Annotated in this window: 12 protein-coding genes; 11 read left to right on the top strand and 1 reads right to left on the bottom strand. The window is 60.2% G+C overall.

The window, feature by feature from the left end:
* The first annotated feature begins 16 nt into the window (after nt 1-16).
* The 9 genes from murD to lpxC all read left to right on the top strand — a co-directional run bounded on the left by murD (nt 17) and on the right by lpxC (nt 10,291).
* Nucleotides 17-1,342: a UDP-N-acetylmuramoyl-L-alanine--D-glutamate ligase gene (murD, locus tag COA55_RS00950; RefSeq protein ID WP_290500168.1), complete on the top strand. Its 1,326-nt coding sequence runs from the start codon at nt 17-19 to the stop codon at nt 1,340-1,342.
* Nucleotides 1,335-2,492 carry a putative lipid II flippase FtsW gene (gene ftsW, locus COA55_RS00945; RefSeq protein WP_290500167.1) on the top strand — a complete coding sequence of 386 codons (1,158 nt, stop codon included), beginning with the start codon at nt 1,335-1,337 and terminating at the stop codon, nt 2,490-2,492. The genes murD and ftsW overlap by 8 nt, the downstream gene beginning before the upstream one ends.
* A complete protein-coding gene (gene murG / locus COA55_RS00940; protein WP_063537879.1) occupies nt 2,489-3,562 on the top strand; it encodes an undecaprenyldiphospho-muramoylpentapeptide beta-N-acetylglucosaminyltransferase in 1,074 nt (357 codons plus the stop codon). The genes ftsW and murG overlap by 4 nt, the downstream gene beginning before the upstream one ends.
* On the top strand, nt 3,552-4,976 hold the full coding sequence (murC, locus tag COA55_RS00935; protein WP_063521395.1) for a UDP-N-acetylmuramate--L-alanine ligase: 1,425 nt from the start codon (nt 3,552-3,554) through the stop codon (nt 4,974-4,976). Before murG ends, murC begins: the two co-directional genes overlap by 11 nt.
* On the top strand, nt 4,969-5,892 hold the full coding sequence (locus tag COA55_RS00930) for a D-alanine--D-alanine ligase (protein WP_290500164.1): 924 nt from the start codon (nt 4,969-4,971) through the stop codon (nt 5,890-5,892). Before murC ends, COA55_RS00930 begins: the two co-directional genes overlap by 8 nt.
* Complete coding sequence (locus COA55_RS00925; protein WP_063521397.1) at nt 5,885-6,661, top strand: cell division protein FtsQ/DivIB; 777 nt, start codon at nt 5,885-5,887, stop codon at nt 6,659-6,661. The genes COA55_RS00930 and COA55_RS00925 overlap by 8 nt, the downstream gene beginning before the upstream one ends.
* 13 nt (nt 6,662-6,674) lie before the next feature.
* Nucleotides 6,675-7,910, top strand: a complete 1,236-nt coding sequence (ftsA, locus tag COA55_RS00920; protein ID WP_007151175.1) for a cell division protein FtsA — start codon at nt 6,675-6,677, stop codon at nt 7,908-7,910.
* Between the two features lie 189 nt (nt 7,911-8,099).
* The gene (ftsZ, locus tag COA55_RS00915; protein WP_063537881.1) at nt 8,100-9,266 is read left to right on the top strand and encodes a cell division protein FtsZ; all 1,167 of its coding nucleotides are present in this window, start codon (nt 8,100-8,102) and stop codon (nt 9,264-9,266) included.
* 110 nt (nt 9,267-9,376) lie between these two features.
* Nucleotides 9,377-10,291, top strand: a complete 915-nt coding sequence (lpxC, locus tag COA55_RS00910; protein ID WP_063519865.1) for a UDP-3-O-acyl-N-acetylglucosamine deacetylase — start codon at nt 9,377-9,379, stop codon at nt 10,289-10,291.
* A 178-nt stretch (nt 10,292-10,469) separates the two neighbouring features.
* Here the strand turns inward: lpxC and COA55_RS00905 are convergent, their stop codons facing one another.
* On the bottom strand, nt 10,470-10,913 hold the full coding sequence (locus COA55_RS00905) for a hypothetical protein (protein ID WP_290500160.1): 444 nt from the start codon (nt 10,911-10,913) through the stop codon (nt 10,470-10,472).
* 100 nt (nt 10,914-11,013) lie between these two features.
* On the opposite strand from COA55_RS00905, the gene COA55_RS00900 reads away from it, so the two are divergent.
* Nucleotides 11,014-11,946, top strand: a complete 933-nt coding sequence (locus COA55_RS00900; RefSeq protein ID WP_063519867.1) for a M23 family metallopeptidase — start codon at nt 11,014-11,016, stop codon at nt 11,944-11,946.
* 172 nt (nt 11,947-12,118) lie between these two features.
* Nucleotides 12,119-14,833, top strand: a complete 2,715-nt coding sequence (gene secA / locus COA55_RS00895; protein WP_290500157.1) for a preprotein translocase subunit SecA — start codon at nt 12,119-12,121, stop codon at nt 14,831-14,833.
* Nucleotides 14,834-14,959: the final 126 nt, after the last annotated feature.

Genomic DNA, 14,959 nt, shown 5'->3' with positions numbered 1-14,959 from the left:
GGGATTGAGTCAATTTATGGCGAAAGACGGGTTTGATCTGGTCATTGGTCTGGGTGTAACAGGCCGCTCCGTGATCCGTTATCTGACGGATCAGGGGATGCCCGTACGCGCCATTGACACCCGTGCTGAGCCGGCCGGGCTGGATGCCCTGTGCGCTGAATTTCCGAACCTGAAAGTGCACACCGGTGGCTTCAAGAAAGGCTGGATGGGCAAGGCCCGTCGCCTGATCGTGAGCCCGGGCGTGGCGGTATCCACGCCGGCCATTGCCGAGCAGGTGGTGGATGGCAAGGAAGTGATTGGCGACATTGAGCTGTTCGCCCGCGCGGCCAGCGAACCGCTGGTGGCGATCACCGGCTCCAACGCCAAGAGCACAGTGACCACGTTGCTGGGGCAGGTGGCGGATGCTTGTGGGATGAACCCGGGCATCGGCGGCAACCTGGGTGTGCCGGCGCTGGAATTGCTGGACGACAAGGCGCGCCTGTACGTGCTGGAGCTGTCCAGCTTTCAGCTGGAAACCACTTACAGCCTGAGCGCAGAAGTGGCCACGGTTCTCAACGTGTCCCAGGACCATCTGGACCGTTACGCCAGTTTCGCCGATTACCTGGCGGCCAAGCAGCGCGTGTATGACGGTTGCCAAGTGGCAGTCTGGAACCGTGATGACCTGGCTACCCGTCCGCCGGCCACCGTGGCGCGCCAGATCAGTTTTGGTGCCCATCCGGAAGCGGATTACCGGCTGGATAGCGAAAACGGTCAGCTGCTGTGTCGGGGTGAGCCGTTATTGTCGCTGTCCGAGCTGGCGCTGACCGGCCACCACAATGCCATGAATATTCTCTCGGTACTGGCGATCAGTGACGCGCTGTCCCTGAACCGGGACAAGGCCCTGGCCACCGTAAAAGCCTTTACCGGCCTGCCGCACCGTTGTCAGTTGGTAGCGGAGGCCGGTGGCGTGCGCTGGTTCAACGACTCCAAGGCGACCAATGTGGGCGCCACCCTGGCCGCGCTCACCGGTATCGGTGAAAGCATTGAAGGCAAGGTGATTCTGGTGGCGGGCGGTCAGGGCAAAGGGCAGGACTTTTCCCCGCTGGCCGAGCCGGCGCGGCAATATTTGCGTGCCGCCCTGTTGATGGGCGAAGACCGCAATACCGTGGCTCAGGGCATGTCGGCTGCCCCCTGCGAACTGGTAGCTGATATGGCCGCTGCCGTTGCCCGCGCCCATGCGCTGGCGCAGCCGGGTGACGCGGTGTTGTTGTCGCCAGCATGCGCCTCTTTTGACATGTTCAGGGGTTTTGCCGCTCGTGGTGATGATTTCACCGCCCGGGCCCGGGAGGTGTGCCATGACTGAGCGCATGATCCTGAAAGTGGACCGCACGGGTATCGACCAGCCGTTGTTGTGGACTGCTATTTTGCTGGCGCTGGCGGGGCTGGTGATGGTGTCCTCCGCCAGTTTGCAGATTGCGGAAACACGCCTGGGCGACCCCTTCTATTACGCCATACGCCACGGCATTTATCTGGCGCTGGGGCTGGGTGTCGGCACCTTTGTGTACTACGCGGTGCCGTTGGCGCTGCTGGAGCGCCTGCGCTTTGTGATGTTGCCCGTGGCCCTGGTGGTATTGGTGATGGTCTTTATTCCCGGGCTGGGCCGCACCGTGAATGGCTCTACCCGCTGGATTGCGTTGCCCGGCCTGACCATTCAGGCCTCGGAAATCGTCAAGCTGTGCTTCGTGCTGTATCTGGCCGGCTACGTGGCGCAACGCAAAGCCGCGCTGGAAACCGAATGGAAAGCTTTCCTGTTACCACTGGGCTTGCTGGGTGTGCTGATGCTGCTGCTGCTGCTGGAACCGGATTTCGGCGCGGTGGTGGTGCTGGGCATTACCGCCATGGGCATGTTGTTCCTGTCCGGCGTGCCGACCCTGCGCTTCCTGCTGATTGGTCTGATCGCGGTGGCTTTGGGCGGGCTGGTGGCCTTTGCCGAACCCTACCGGGTGGCGCGCCTGATGACTTTTACCGATCCCTGGGCAGACCAGTTCGGTTCCGGTTATCAGCTGACCCAGAGCCTGATTGCCTTCGGGCGCGGCCACTGGTTGGGCGTGGGGCTGGGTAACAGCGTGCAGAAACTGTTTTATCTGCCGGAAGCGCATACGGATTTTGTTTACGCGGTGATGTCTGAAGAGCTGGGCTTGTTGGGCAATGTGGCACTGATCAGCGGTTTTATTCTGCTGGGCTGGCGGGTGTTTCGTGTGGGGCATCGTCTGGAAGAGCGCGGGCTGCTGTACCACGCCTATGTGGTTTATGGCTGTGCCTTCGTCTTTTGCTCTCAGGCGTTTATCAACCTGGGCGTGAATATGGGCCTGTTGCCCACCAAGGGCCTGACGCTGCCGTTTATCAGTTACGGGGGCTCTTCGCTGCTGATCTCAGCCGCAATGGTAGGGCTTATTCTTCGCGCCGGGGCGGAAGCCGATCACCTGAAAGCCAGGGGGAGGGCAGCACGATGAGTCGCACCGTCCTGATTATGGCGGGTGGTACCGGCGGGCATGTGTTCCCGGCCTTGGCCGTGGCCGACCAACTGCGTGCGCGGGGCTTCGAAATCCTCTGGCTGGGCGCGGAAAACGGCATGGAAGGCAAGCTGGTGCGCCAGTATGGCTACGAGATTGCTGAGCTGTCCGTGTCCCGTCTGCGCGGTGGTGGCATCAAGCGCAAGCTGACGGCCCCCTTCAATTTGCTGCGGGCTGTATTACAGGCGCGCCAGTTGATTCGTGCCCGTCAGCCGGTGCTGGCGGTGGGCTTTGGCGGCTTTGCCAGTGGCCCAGGCGGACTGGCGGCCAAGCTGTGCAAGGTGCCGGTGGTGGTCCATGAGCAGAATGCGGTTCCCGGGCTGACCAATCGCCTGTTGTCCCGTCTGGCCACGGTAACCCTGGAAGGCTTTCAGGGTGCCTTTGGCAATCCGCAGGCCTGCTGGGTGGGCAACCCGGTGCGTCCGGAAATTACCGCTCTGGATGAGCCTGCTCGCCGCTATGCCCAACATCAGGGCGGCTTGCGGGTGCTGGTGCTGGGTGGTAGCCAGGGCGCGCTGGTACTGAACCAGGATTTGCCCGAGCTGCTGTTGGCGGTACTGGGGCGCGACATACAGGTGCGCCACCAGTGCGGCGCCGGACGTACTGCGGAAGCGGCGCCGATTTACCAGGCGCTGGGTCTGCAGGCTCAGGTCAGCGAGTTTATTGATGACATGGCAGAAGCCTACGGCTGGGCGGATCTGGTGATTTGTCGGGCCGGCGCGCTGACCGTGGCGGAAGTGGCGGCGGCGGGCGTGGCCGCCATGTTTGTTCCCCTGCCCAGCGCAGTGGATGACCACCAGACATTGAATGCCCGTTGGTTGTCAGAGCGCGGAGCCGCGTTGCTGTTGCCCCAGCGGGACCTGGGTGCGGCAAGCCTTGCCGGCACCCTGAAACCGGTTGCTGAGCGTGGCCTGCTGGCGCAAATCGCCGAGCGGGCCCGTGAGCAGGCGATGGCGGATAGTGCTGAGCGCGCCGCCACGCTGTGTGAGGAGGTGGCCAATGGCCGATAACGACATGATTCATACGGTGCCGGAGATGCGCCGCATTCGCGGGATCCACTTTGTGGGGATCGGCGGTGTGGGCATGTGCGGCATTGCCGAAGTGCTGGCCAATCAGGGCTATGCCATCAGCGGCAGCGACATCAAGGAATCACCGGTGGTAGAGCGCCTGCGCAGTCTTGGTGTGCGGGTGGACATCGGCCACCGTGCCGAGAATATCGATGGCGCGGATGTAGTGGTGACCTCCACGGCGGTGAATACCGAAAACCTGGAAGTGGCGGCGGCCCATGAGCGTCGTATTCCGGTGGTGCCACGCGCCCAGATGCTGGCGGAGCTGATGCGCTTCCGTCATGGCATTGCCGTGGCCGGCACCCATGGCAAGACCACCACCACGTCACTGACCGCAGCGATCATGGCTGAGGCCGGACTGGATCCGACGTTTGTTATTGGCGGGCGGCTGAATAGCGCTGGCACCAATGCCCGTCTGGGGCAGAGCCGTTATCTGGTGGCAGAGGCTGATGAGTCCGATGCCAGTTTCCTGCACCTGCAGCCCATGAGCGCCATCGTCACCAATATCGATGCGGACCACATGCACACCTACGGCGGCGATTTCGCCCAGCTGGAGAACACTTTTATCGAGTTCCTCCACAACCTGCCGTTCTACGGCGTGGCAGTGATGTGTGTGGATGATCCGGTGGTGCGCAAGTTGCTGCCCAGGGTCAACCGTCAAGTGATTCGCTATGGCTTCAGCGAGGATGCAGACCTGCGTGCCGAGAACGTACGCCAGGACGGCATGGTTACCCATTTCCGGGTAGTGCGCGCCGAAGGCGAGCCACTGGAGGTGTCCCTGAACATGCCGGGCCGCCATAACGTCCTGAATGCGCTGGCGGCCATCGCCGTGTCGGCGGACGAAGGGGCTGATGATGACGCCATTATCCGTGGCCTGAATAATTTTACCGGGGTGGGGCGTCGCTTTGATGTGCAGGGCGAATACCACTTCGAGGGCGGCAGTGCGACCCTGGTGGACGACTACGGTCACCATCCCCGTGAAGTGGCCGCCACCATTGCTGCCATTCGCGATGGCTGGCCAAACCGTCGCCTGGCCATGTTGTTTCAGCCGCACCGTTATACCCGTACCCAGGACCTGTACGAGGACTTTGTGGAAGTGCTCTCCGGGGTGGATGTGTTGCTGATGCTGGAAGTGTATGCCGCCGGCGAAGACCCGATTCCCGGTGCCGATGCCCGGGCACTGTGCCGCAGCTTGCGCAAGCGTGGTCTGGAACCGGTGTTTGTGGATGACCCGGACAAGCTGCCGGCCTTGCTGGCCAGCCAGCTTCAGGACGGAGATCTGCTCGTCACGCAGGGCGCCGGTAACGTCGGCACCATTGCCAAGCAGTTGGCCGCTCAGGGAGGCAGCCATGGATAAGCGTGCATTGAAACAGCGATTGAGCCGGGTGGGCCGCGTGGCGGTGCTGGCCGGCGGCAAATCCGCAGAGCGCCCGGTGTCGCTGAAGAGCGGTGCGGCGGTGCATCAGGGCCTGCGCAATCTGGGCTTGATCGCAGAATTGGTGGATCCGGCGGACAAGAGCGTGGACACCCTGAAAGGCTTTGATGCCGCCTTTATTGCCCTGCACGGTCGCGGCGGCGAAGACGGCGTGATCCAGGGTGTACTGGAACATCTGGAGATTCCCTACACCGGGTCCGGAGTGATGGCATCGGCCATTGGCATGGACAAGGTGCGCACCAAGCAACTGTGGAAAGGGGCGGGTTTGCCGACCCCGGCGTTTTATGTGTCCGGCCGCGATGAGGTAGACCTGGGCTTCCCGGTCATCGTGAAACCGGCCCACGAAGGCTCCTCCATCGGTATGGCCAAGGCGGATAACGCTGAAGAGCTGGCCGAGGCGCTGGTTGCCGCAGAAAAATTTGATCAGGACGTGCTGGTGGAAGCCTGGGTCAACGGGCCGGAATACACCGTGGCGGTGCTGGGCGATGAAGCCTTGCCGGCCATCCGCCTGCAAACGCCCCATGCGTTCTATGACTTTGCAGCCAAGTACCAGTCCGACAGCACCGAGTACCTGTGCCCGGCGGGGCTGGATGATGCTGATGAGCAGGCGCTGCGGCAGCTGGCGCTGACCGCATTCCGGGTTGCCGGTTGCCGTGGCTGGGGCCGGGTCGATGTGATGCGCGATGCGCAGGGCCAGTGGCAGCTGCTGGAAGTGAACACGGTGCCCGGCATGACTGATCACTCGCTGGTGCCCATGGCGGCAAAGGCCACCGGCCGCGATTTTGACGTGCTGGTGGGTGAAATCCTGCTGGACGCACTGGAACGGGGTCGTGGCTAGAAACGCCCCCGCGCCGCGTGGCGCCCGCCGCAAGCCGGTGAAAAAGGCCGGCGTACCGCTGCGCGAGCGCATTGCAGCGGCGGTGCCGTGGATGCTGGTGAGCTCGGTGGCGCTGGTCATCCTGCTGGCGGTGATCTACCTGCCGTCAGCACTGGATGGCTACCCGATCCGCAAGGTGGGCGTGGACGGTGTCACCGATGTACGCCGTCAGCAACAGATCGAGACCGCCTTGGCGGCGCTGGTGCGCGAAGAGAATTATTTCTCTGTGCCGTTGGAAGATATTTACCAGCAGTCACAGGGATTGAGTTGGGTGGAGGAGGTCTCCGTCCGTCGTCAGTGGCCCGATACCGTGGTGCTGACAGTGGAAGAGCGTCGCCCGGTGGCCGTGTGGAACGAGGCAGTGCTGGTGTCGGACAGCGGGCAGCCGTTCAAGGCGCTCAAGCAGTATGACCTGACGGATCTGCCCCACCTGAGCGGCCCGGAGCAACGGCTGGAGGAAGTCATGGGCTTCTACCACAGCATGGGCAAGACGCTGGCGGATGTGGACCTGAGCATTCGCAGCATGGACGTCAACGCGCGCCTGACCGCGCGCCTGACGCTGAATAACGACATGGAACTGGTGGTAGACCGTGAGCATTACACCACCAAATTACGCCGTTTTGTGCGGCTTTATCGTGGCGTGCTGAGCACGGATAGCCGCCAGGTAGCTCGTGTTGATCTGCGTTATGCGGACGGCATGGCAGTGACCTGGCGCGAGCAGCAGAGTTAGGAGAAAGGGTGACATGGCGACAGCAACAGAAAACATGATTGTCGGACTCGATATTGGCACCTCCAAGGTGGTTGCCATCGTCGGCCAGACAGCAGCCGATGGCACCTTGGAAATCGTCGGGCTGGGCTCGCAACCGTCACGGGGCATGAAAAAGGGCGTGGTGGTGGATATCGAAGCCACCGTGCGCTCCATTCAGCGCGCTGTGGAAGAAGCCGAGCTGATGGCGGGCTGCCATATCCACACGGTGTACGCCGGCATCGCCGGCTCCCATGTGCGCAGCCTCAACTCCCACGGCATTGTCGCTATTCGCGACCGGGAAGTGGCACAGGCGGATATCGACCGGGTGATCGACGCGGCGCAGGCGGTGGCGATTCCGGCAGACCAGAAAACCCTGCACGTACTGCCGCAGGAATATGTGGTGGACAACCAGGAAGGGGTGCGCGAGCCCATCGGCATGAGCGGTGTGCGCCTGGAAGCCAAGGTGCATCTGGTGACCTGTGCGGTGAATGCGGTGCAGAACATCGAGAAATGCGTGCGGCGCTGCAACCTGGAGGTCGATGACGTCATCCTTGAGCAGTTAGCGAGTGCTCACGCCGTGCTCACCGAAGACGAGCGTGAACTGGGCGTCTGCATCGTCGATATCGGCGGTGGCACCACGGATATCGCCATCTTCACCGAAGGCGCCATTCGTCACACGGCCAACATTCCCATCGCCGGGGATCAGGTGACCAACGATATCGCCATGGCCCTGCGCACGCCCAAGCAGCATGCGGATGAAATCAAGATCAAGTACGCCTGCGCGTTGACGCAGCTGGCCGGCGCTGACGAGACCATCAAGGTGCCCAGCGTGGGCGACCGTCCGCCGCGCACCCTCAGCCGCCAGAACCTGGCCGAGGTGGTGGAGCCGCGCTACGACGAGCTGTTCACCCTGGTGCAGGCAGAAATTCGCCGCTCCGGATTCGAAGACCTGATTCCCGGTGGCATCGTGCTCACCGGTGGTTCCTCGAAGATCGAAGGGGCTGTGGATCTGGCCGAGGAAATCTTCCATATGCCGGTGCGCCTGGGGGCGCCGCAGGGAATTTCCGGGCTGATCGACGTGGTGAAGAACCCGATTTATTCCACCTCCGTGGGCTTGCTCTTGTACGGCCAGCGCATGGAGAAGGAAGGCACCAGCGCCAAGGCCCAGGCCGGCGGGGGTGAGCTGGACTGGCTGGAACGTATCAAGAGCTGGTTCAAAGGCAACTTTTAAGGGGCGCCGGATGCCGGACGCCCGAAGCCGGACGTAAAACAGGCGGCAAAGCCGCCAAAGCGTCAGGCCTCAAGCATCAGGCATCCAGCGTTTACTGAGCGCAAGCGGTGGTTCCGGGCCGCGGCAAGATGACCGGAACACTTCGACGTAATGAGTAGTAAACAGGGAAGCAACAACGGGAGATCAACCATGCAATTCAAACTGGAAGACAGCGTACCGCATGGTGCGGTAATCAAAGTGGTAGGTGTCGGTGGTGGCGGCGGTAACGCCGTGGATCACATGGTGCGTTCCGGTGTGGAAGGGGTGGATTTCATCTGCGCCAACACTGACGCCCAGGCCCTGCGTAATGCCTCATCCAAGACCGTGATTCAGCTGGGTAGCCAGGTGACTAAAGGGCTGGGCGCCGGCGCAAACCCGGAAATCGGCCGTCAGTCCGCTCAGGAAGATCGCGATCGCATCGCCGAGCTGCTGGATGGTGCAGATATGGTCTTCGTGACCGCCGGCATGGGCGGTGGCACGGGTACCGGTGCGGCCCCGGTTGTGGCTGAAATTGCCAAGGAACTGGGCATCCTGACCGTGGCTGTGGTCACCAAGCCGTTCCCCTTCGAAGGCAAAAAGCGCATGCGCTCTGCCCAGCAGGGGATCGAAGAGCTGAAAGAGCACGTTCACTCCCTGATCACCATCCCCAACGAGAAGCTGCAAGCGGTTCTCGGTGGCTCCACCAGCCTGCTGGACGCCTTCAAGGCGGCCAACGAAGTGCTGCAGGGCGCAGTGAAAGGGATTGCGGACCTGATCGTTCGACCCGGCATGATCAACGTGGATTTCGCTGACGTGCGCACGGTGATGAGCGAAATGGGTACTGCCATGATGGGTACCGGTACTGCCAGCGGTGAAGGCCGGGCGGCAGAAGCGGCGCAGGCGGCTATCTCCAGCCCGCTGCTGGAAGATGTGGATCTGCGCGGCGCGCGGGGTATCCTGATCAATATCACTGCCAACGAGTCCATCGCTCTGGATGAGTTCTCTGAAGTGGGTGATATCGTCAGCGAGCTGGCCAGTGACGATGCCAACGTGATCATCGGTACCGCTATCGACCCGGATATGGGCGAGAGCATCAGCGTTACCGTGGTAGCGACCGGCTTGGGTGCCGCTCAGCAGGAACTAAAAGTGGTACGTGGCCGTCAGACCCCTGTCGCGGCAGACGGTCGGGTGGACTACAGCGACCTGGATCGCCCGGCTGTGGAGCGTAAACGCGCCGCCCAGCAGGCTGCCGGTGGCCGTGGCCAGCAGGCAGTGAGCACCGCAGAAGATCTGGATTTCATTGATATTCCGACCTTCCTGCGCCGCCAGGCCGACTAACGGTCTGGCGAGATTGGTGCAAAATCGGGGTGTTCCAGTATAATCGCGCCCTAATTTTGTGTTGAGGAAAGCGGTATCCTCAAGGGTACCCGCAGCTGTGTGACAGACTGATGATCAGACAACGAACGCTAAAAAACGTGATCCGCGCCACTGGCGTAGGGCTTCACACCGGCGAAAAGGTCTACATGACCGTGCGCCCGGCACCGGTAAATACCGGTATCGTGTTCCGGCGTGTGGACCTGGACCCGGTGGTGGAGATCAAGGCTGCCGCGGACGCGGTGGGCGAAACCACCCTCTCTTCCACGCTGGTTCAGGATGGCGTGAAAGTGGGTACGGTAGAGCACTTCCTGTCCGCCATGGCAGGCCTGGGCATTGATAACGCCTTTGTGGAGTTGTCCGCCCCGGAAATGCCGATCATGGATGGCAGTGCCGGTCCGTTCGTCTTCCTGTTGCAATCTGCCGGTATCAAAGAGCAGGAAGCCGCCAAGAAGTTCATCCGCATCAAGAAAGAAGTGACGGTGCGTGAAGGCGACAAAACGGCGACGTTCGTGCCTTTTGACGGCTTCAAGGTGACTTTTTCCATCGAGTTCGATCACCCGGTGTTTGAAGATCGCAACCAGCTGGCCAGTATCGACTTCTCCACGACCTCGTTCGTGAAAGAAGTAGCCCGTGCCCGGACCTTTGGCTTTATGCGCGATATCGAGTTCCTGCGCAGCCAGAACCTGGCCCTGGGTGGCAGCGTGGATAACGCCATCGTGGTGGACGAGTATCGTATCCTCAACGAAGACGGCCTGCGTTATGACGACGAGTTCGTCAAACACAAGATGTTGGACGCCATTGGCGACCTGTATCTGCTGGGTCACAGTCTGATTGGCGAGTTCATCGGCCACAAATCCGGCCATGCACTCAACAATGCGCTGTTGCGGGAAATTCTCCGTCAGGAGGACTCCTACGAGGTGGTGACGTTCGAAGATGCCACCAATGCGCCTGTGTCCTATATGCGTCCTGTTCTGGCAGCAGAATAAGTGGCGGCAAAGTAGTAAAGAAAGAGGTTGGCCGCTTCGGGTCAGTATGATCCGGAAGGTGGCTGACTCTGGCCGAAGCGATTCGGCTGTACGTCGAAGCCCTGTTGGCCACCTGGCTGTCTCCCGCAGTCAGGTGGTTTTTCGTTTCAAGGGCGGAGAGATGGACGGTTAGTGTTCCTCAATCGGGCTCACCGCGGCTTGCCAGCCGCTGCAATGACGCTTTTAGCGCGTCATCCTCAATGGCTTCGGCCACAGCTTCGATGTGTCGAGCGCTTTCTCGGGCCAAATGCGGCCCCGCCGGCTTGCTGGCATGGTTATTGCTCGACATGGGTTGGCGTTTGCCGCCTACCACGATCTTGATTTGTTGCCCGGGCATGGCCTGTTGCAATTTCGGCAGATGAAAACGTAGTAGTTGCGCGGTGGCACTGGTTTCCGCGATGGCCAGCCAGCGATGCTGGTCTTCTACCAGGGTGACACGCTCACGCAACGCCGGAGGCAGGCAATGTATAGGGTCACTTTGCTCCTGGGCGGGGCTCTTCCTGGCTTCTTTCGCCAGAGCTGATAGAGCGGGATGACCGCTTAGCAGGGCGAGCAGGGCTTTAGGCGACGTTGTCTTGCTCATGAGTTTTACTTAGACTAGCCTGAAGATTGTAAAAGAATTTATAAAAAACAGCGTAACATATTGAATTGAATGATTTTTAGCTAGTGCGTTACGAAATCTTATGAACATCATAGTCCTTAACAGCAAGCGCGGCCATTCGCGCACACTGCCCGTTCCTCGCCATTGGCCCTGGTTATTGGCTGCGGCGTTGGTGGTGTTTCCCGCGATTATTGGCGTTAGCGCCTATCTTCTGGCCTATCGAGTGGGTGGTCAGCCTGAATTTACCCCGGTAATGACGGAGCGTTTTGCGGGGCAGCTGGAGCAGCAGCAACAAGCTCTTTCCGAGCTGGATCAGCAAAGCCAGGAGCAGTTTCGTGCCCTGACGCTCAAGCTGGCCCAGGCTCAGGCTCGGCTGGTTCGCCTGGATGCACTGGGTGAGAGACTGGTGGAAGTGGCTGATATCGGCGGTGACGAATTCGATTTCAGTAGTGTGCCCGGTGTCGGTGGACCGGAATCGCCGGATGAGGGGGCCAGTTATGAGTTGCCTTCCTTTATGGGGGCGCTGGATCAAATGACGGCCACCCTGGAACGCCGTGAGCGTCAGCTGGATATCCTGGAAGACCTGCTGGCGGATAAACAGTTGGAAGACCAGACTTATCTGTCTGGCCGCCCGCTGACCAAAGGCTGGATGTCTAGCCGTTTTGGCCGGCGTTCCGATCCCTTTTCCGGCCGGGTGGCCTGGCATAAAGGGGTGGATTTCGCGGGTAAGGAAGGCACGCCCATCGTGGCCACCGGTGCTGGCGTTGTGACCTATTCCGGTGAGCGTTCCGGTTACGGCAAAATGGTGGAGATCAACCACGGTAACGGCCTGTCCACCCGCTACGGGCACGCGATGGAGCTGCTGGTGGAGCCGGGGGACATTGTTCGCACCGGTGATACGGTGGCCAAGGTGGGCAATTCCGGCCGTTCCACTGGGCCGCATGTGCACTACGAAGTGCTGAAAAACGGCGCTCAGGTGAACCCACAGCCCTATATTTACCGCGCTCGCCGCTAAAACTGAAAATCGGAAACGGCCCAATGGGGCCGTTTTTCGTTATCGGGCCTTGATTACGGCGAATACCACCTTATCTCTCAATCCTATTGTGTTTAGAATGGCTCACCTTGCGGGGGAATCACCTTGCCGCCACCGGGCTGTTTGTCCTGACTTTTACTGAACCGGAAGTTTTATGCTGGGTACCATCGTAAAAAAAATCATCGGCACCAAGAATGATCGTGAAATCAAGCGAATGGCAAAGCTGGTCGATGCCATTAATAGCCACGCAGAGGCGTTGGGGCAGCTTACCGATGGCGACCTGCAGCACAAGACGATCGCTTTCCGGCAGGCCTTTAAAGATGGCAAAACCCTGGATGAATTGTTGCCCGAAGCCTTTGCGGTAGTCCGCGAAGCCTCTACCCGGGTCATGGGGATGCGCCATTTTGATGTGCAGATGATGGGCGGGATCGCCCTGCACGAAGGGCGCATTTCCGAGATGCGTACCGGTGAAGGTAAAACCCTGACGGCGACCCTGCCGGCCTACCTGAATGCGCTCTCCGGTGAAGGCGTGCATGTGGTTACGGTAAATGATTACCTGGCCGAGCGTGACGCCAATTGGATGCGTCCCCTGTACGAATTCCTCGGGTTATCCGTGGGCATCATTCTGTCCCAGCAGCCCACCGAGCAGAAGCGCGCCGCGTACGCGTCGGATATTACCTACGGAACCAACAACGAATACGGCTTCGATTACCTGCGCGACAACATGGCCTTCCGCCTGGAAGACCGGGTGCAGCGTGGGTTGAATTACGCCATCGTCGATGAGGTGGATTCCATCCTGATTGATGAGGCGAGAACGCCACTGATTATTTCCGGCCCGGCGGCAGATTCCTCCGAGCTGTACCAGGCGGTGAATCAGTTGATGCCGCAACTGGAGAAAGAGACAGAAGAGAGCGAAGGCGATTACTTCGTTGACGAAAAGCAGCGTCAGGTTGAGCTGACCGAGGCGGGTCATCAGAAGATTGAAGCGCTACTGGTCAGCAACCAGTTGCTGGAACAGGGCGAAAGCCTGTACGCGGCCCATAACCTGGCGCTGCTGCATCATGTGCATGCGGCGCTGAAAGCCCATGCCCTGTTCCACATCGACCGGGATTACATTGTTCAGAACGACCAGATCGTGATCGTGGATGAACACACCGGCCGTACCATGCCGGGGCGTCGCTGGTCCGAAGGTATTCATCAGGCCATCGAGGCGAAAGAAGGGCTGAATATCCAGCAGGAAAACCAGACCCTGGCGTCCACCACCTTCCAGAACTATTTCCGCCTGTATAACAAGCTGTCCGGCATGACCGGTACCGCGGACACCGAGGCGCTGGAATTCCGCCAGATTTATGGCATGGATGTGGTCGTGGTCCCCACCAACAAACCCATGGTGCGGATTGACGCCAATGATCTGGTGTACCTGAGCCTGCAAGAAAAATTCGACGCTATCGTCAAGGAAGTGACCGAGGCGGTGGCTAAAGGTGCGCCGGTGCTGGTGGGTACTGCCACCATTGAAGCGTCGGAGTATCTGTCCAAGCGTTTGAAGCAGGACAAGATCGCCCACGAGGTACTGAACGCCAAGTTCCATCAGCGCGAAGCCCAGATTATTGCCCAGGCCGGCCGGCCGAGAGCGGTCACCATTGCCACCAATATGGCGGGTCGGGGGACGGATATTGTGCTCGGCGGTAATCCCGAAGAGCAGATCAAGCATATGGATACCCCGTCCGAGGCAGAAGCGGAGAAAATCCGGGCCGAGTGGCAGGCGAACCACGATACCGTCATGGAAGCCGGCGGTTTGCACATTATCGGTACCGAGCGCCATGAGTCCCGCCGTATCGATAATCAGCTGCGCGGTCGTGCGGGTCGTCAGGGTGATCCGGGCTACACCCGTTTCTTCCTGTCCATGGAAGATGACCTGATGCGCATCTTCGCATCAGACAAGATTCGCAACCTGATGCGCTCTCTGGGCCTGGAAAACGGCGAAGCCATTGAGCACCGCTGGGTAACTCGCGCCATCGAAAATGCCCAGCGCAAGGTGGAAGGGCGCAACTTTGATATCCGCAAGAACCTGCTGGAATACGATGACGTTGCCAACGACCAGCGTCAGGTCATCTACGGCCAGCGTGACCAGATTCTGGAAGCCGATGATCTGGTAAATTCCGTGAAAGGGATTCGTCGCGATGTGGTGACCGAAGTGGTCCACGATTACATGGCGCCGGGCTCTGTGGAAGATCAGTGGGATATCCCGGGCCTGGAGAAAACCCTGGATGCGGAGTTCCAGTGCCATGCACCGATTGGCCAGTGGCTCAACGAAGACAATCAGCTGCATATCGAGGGCCTAATCGAAAAGCTGGTCGAGCGCATGGACGAGGATTACCAGCGTAAGGAAGGCGAGATCGGTACCGAGGATTTGCGCAAGATCGAGAAGCACCTGATGCTGCAAATTCTGGATCGCCACTGGAAAGAGCACCTGGCGAGCATGGATCACCTGCGCCAGGGCATCCACCTGCGCGGCTACGCCCAGAAAAACCCCAAGCAGGAATACAAGAAAGAAGCTTTCGAGTTGTTCCAGGGCTTGCTTAACCAGATCCAGCATGAACTGATTCGTGTGCTGCACAGCTTCCAGGTGCGTCGTGATGACGAAGTGGAACGTCTGGAGCAGCAGCGCGAGGAAGAGGCGCGTCTGCAGGCGGAAAAAATGAAAATGCAGGCGGTGGCCGAGCCGGGCACCGACGGCGATGCCCAGCCCCGTCAACAGGGCGAGCAGCCCAAGACGGTGGTCCGGGAGGGCCGTAAAGTCGGGCGTAATGAGCCGTGCCCTTGTGGTTCCGGCAAGAAGTACAAGCAGTGTCACGGTAAGATTGAATAAAGCAGCTGCTAGCGACGAGCTTCCAGCTACGAGAAAAACAAAGGCACCGGTGAAAGTCGGTGCTTTTCTTTATGATGACTAGTTGCTCGCAGCTAGAAGCTAGTCGCTGAATGTTAAGGAAAACGT

It is taken from the genome of Alcanivorax sp. (assembly GCF_002733835.1).
Taxonomy (GTDB): Bacteria; Pseudomonadota; Gammaproteobacteria; order Pseudomonadales; family Alcanivoracaceae; genus Alcanivorax.
This window is presented reverse-complemented; position numbering and strand designations above follow the sequence as displayed.

Coding starts and splice junctions, on each gene's coding strand:
- ftsZ (WP_063537881.1), top strand. CDS start 8,100: ATGCAATTCAAACTGGAAGACAGCGTACCGCATGGTGCGGTAATCAAA.
- ftsW (WP_290500167.1), top strand. CDS start 1,335: ATGACTGAGCGCATGATCCTGAAAGTGGACCGCACGGGTATCGACCAG.
- secA (WP_290500157.1), top strand. CDS start 12,119: ATGCTGGGTACCATCGTAAAAAAAATCATCGGCACCAAGAATGATCGT.
- ftsA (WP_007151175.1), top strand. CDS start 6,675: ATGGCGACAGCAACAGAAAACATGATTGTCGGACTCGATATTGGCACC.
- COA55_RS00900 (WP_063519867.1), top strand. CDS start 11,014: ATGAACATCATAGTCCTTAACAGCAAGCGCGGCCATTCGCGCACACTG.
- murD (WP_290500168.1), top strand. CDS start 17: ATGGCGAAAGACGGGTTTGATCTGGTCATTGGTCTGGGTGTAACAGGC.
- COA55_RS00905 (WP_290500160.1), bottom strand. CDS start 10,913: ATGAGCAAGACAACGTCGCCTAAAGCCCTGCTCGCCCTGCTAAGCGGT.
- murC (WP_063521395.1), top strand. CDS start 3,552: ATGGCCGATAACGACATGATTCATACGGTGCCGGAGATGCGCCGCATT.
- lpxC (WP_063519865.1), top strand. CDS start 9,377: ATGATCAGACAACGAACGCTAAAAAACGTGATCCGCGCCACTGGCGTA.
- murG (WP_063537879.1), top strand. CDS start 2,489: ATGAGTCGCACCGTCCTGATTATGGCGGGTGGTACCGGCGGGCATGTG.
- COA55_RS00930 (WP_290500164.1), top strand. CDS start 4,969: ATGGATAAGCGTGCATTGAAACAGCGATTGAGCCGGGTGGGCCGCGTG.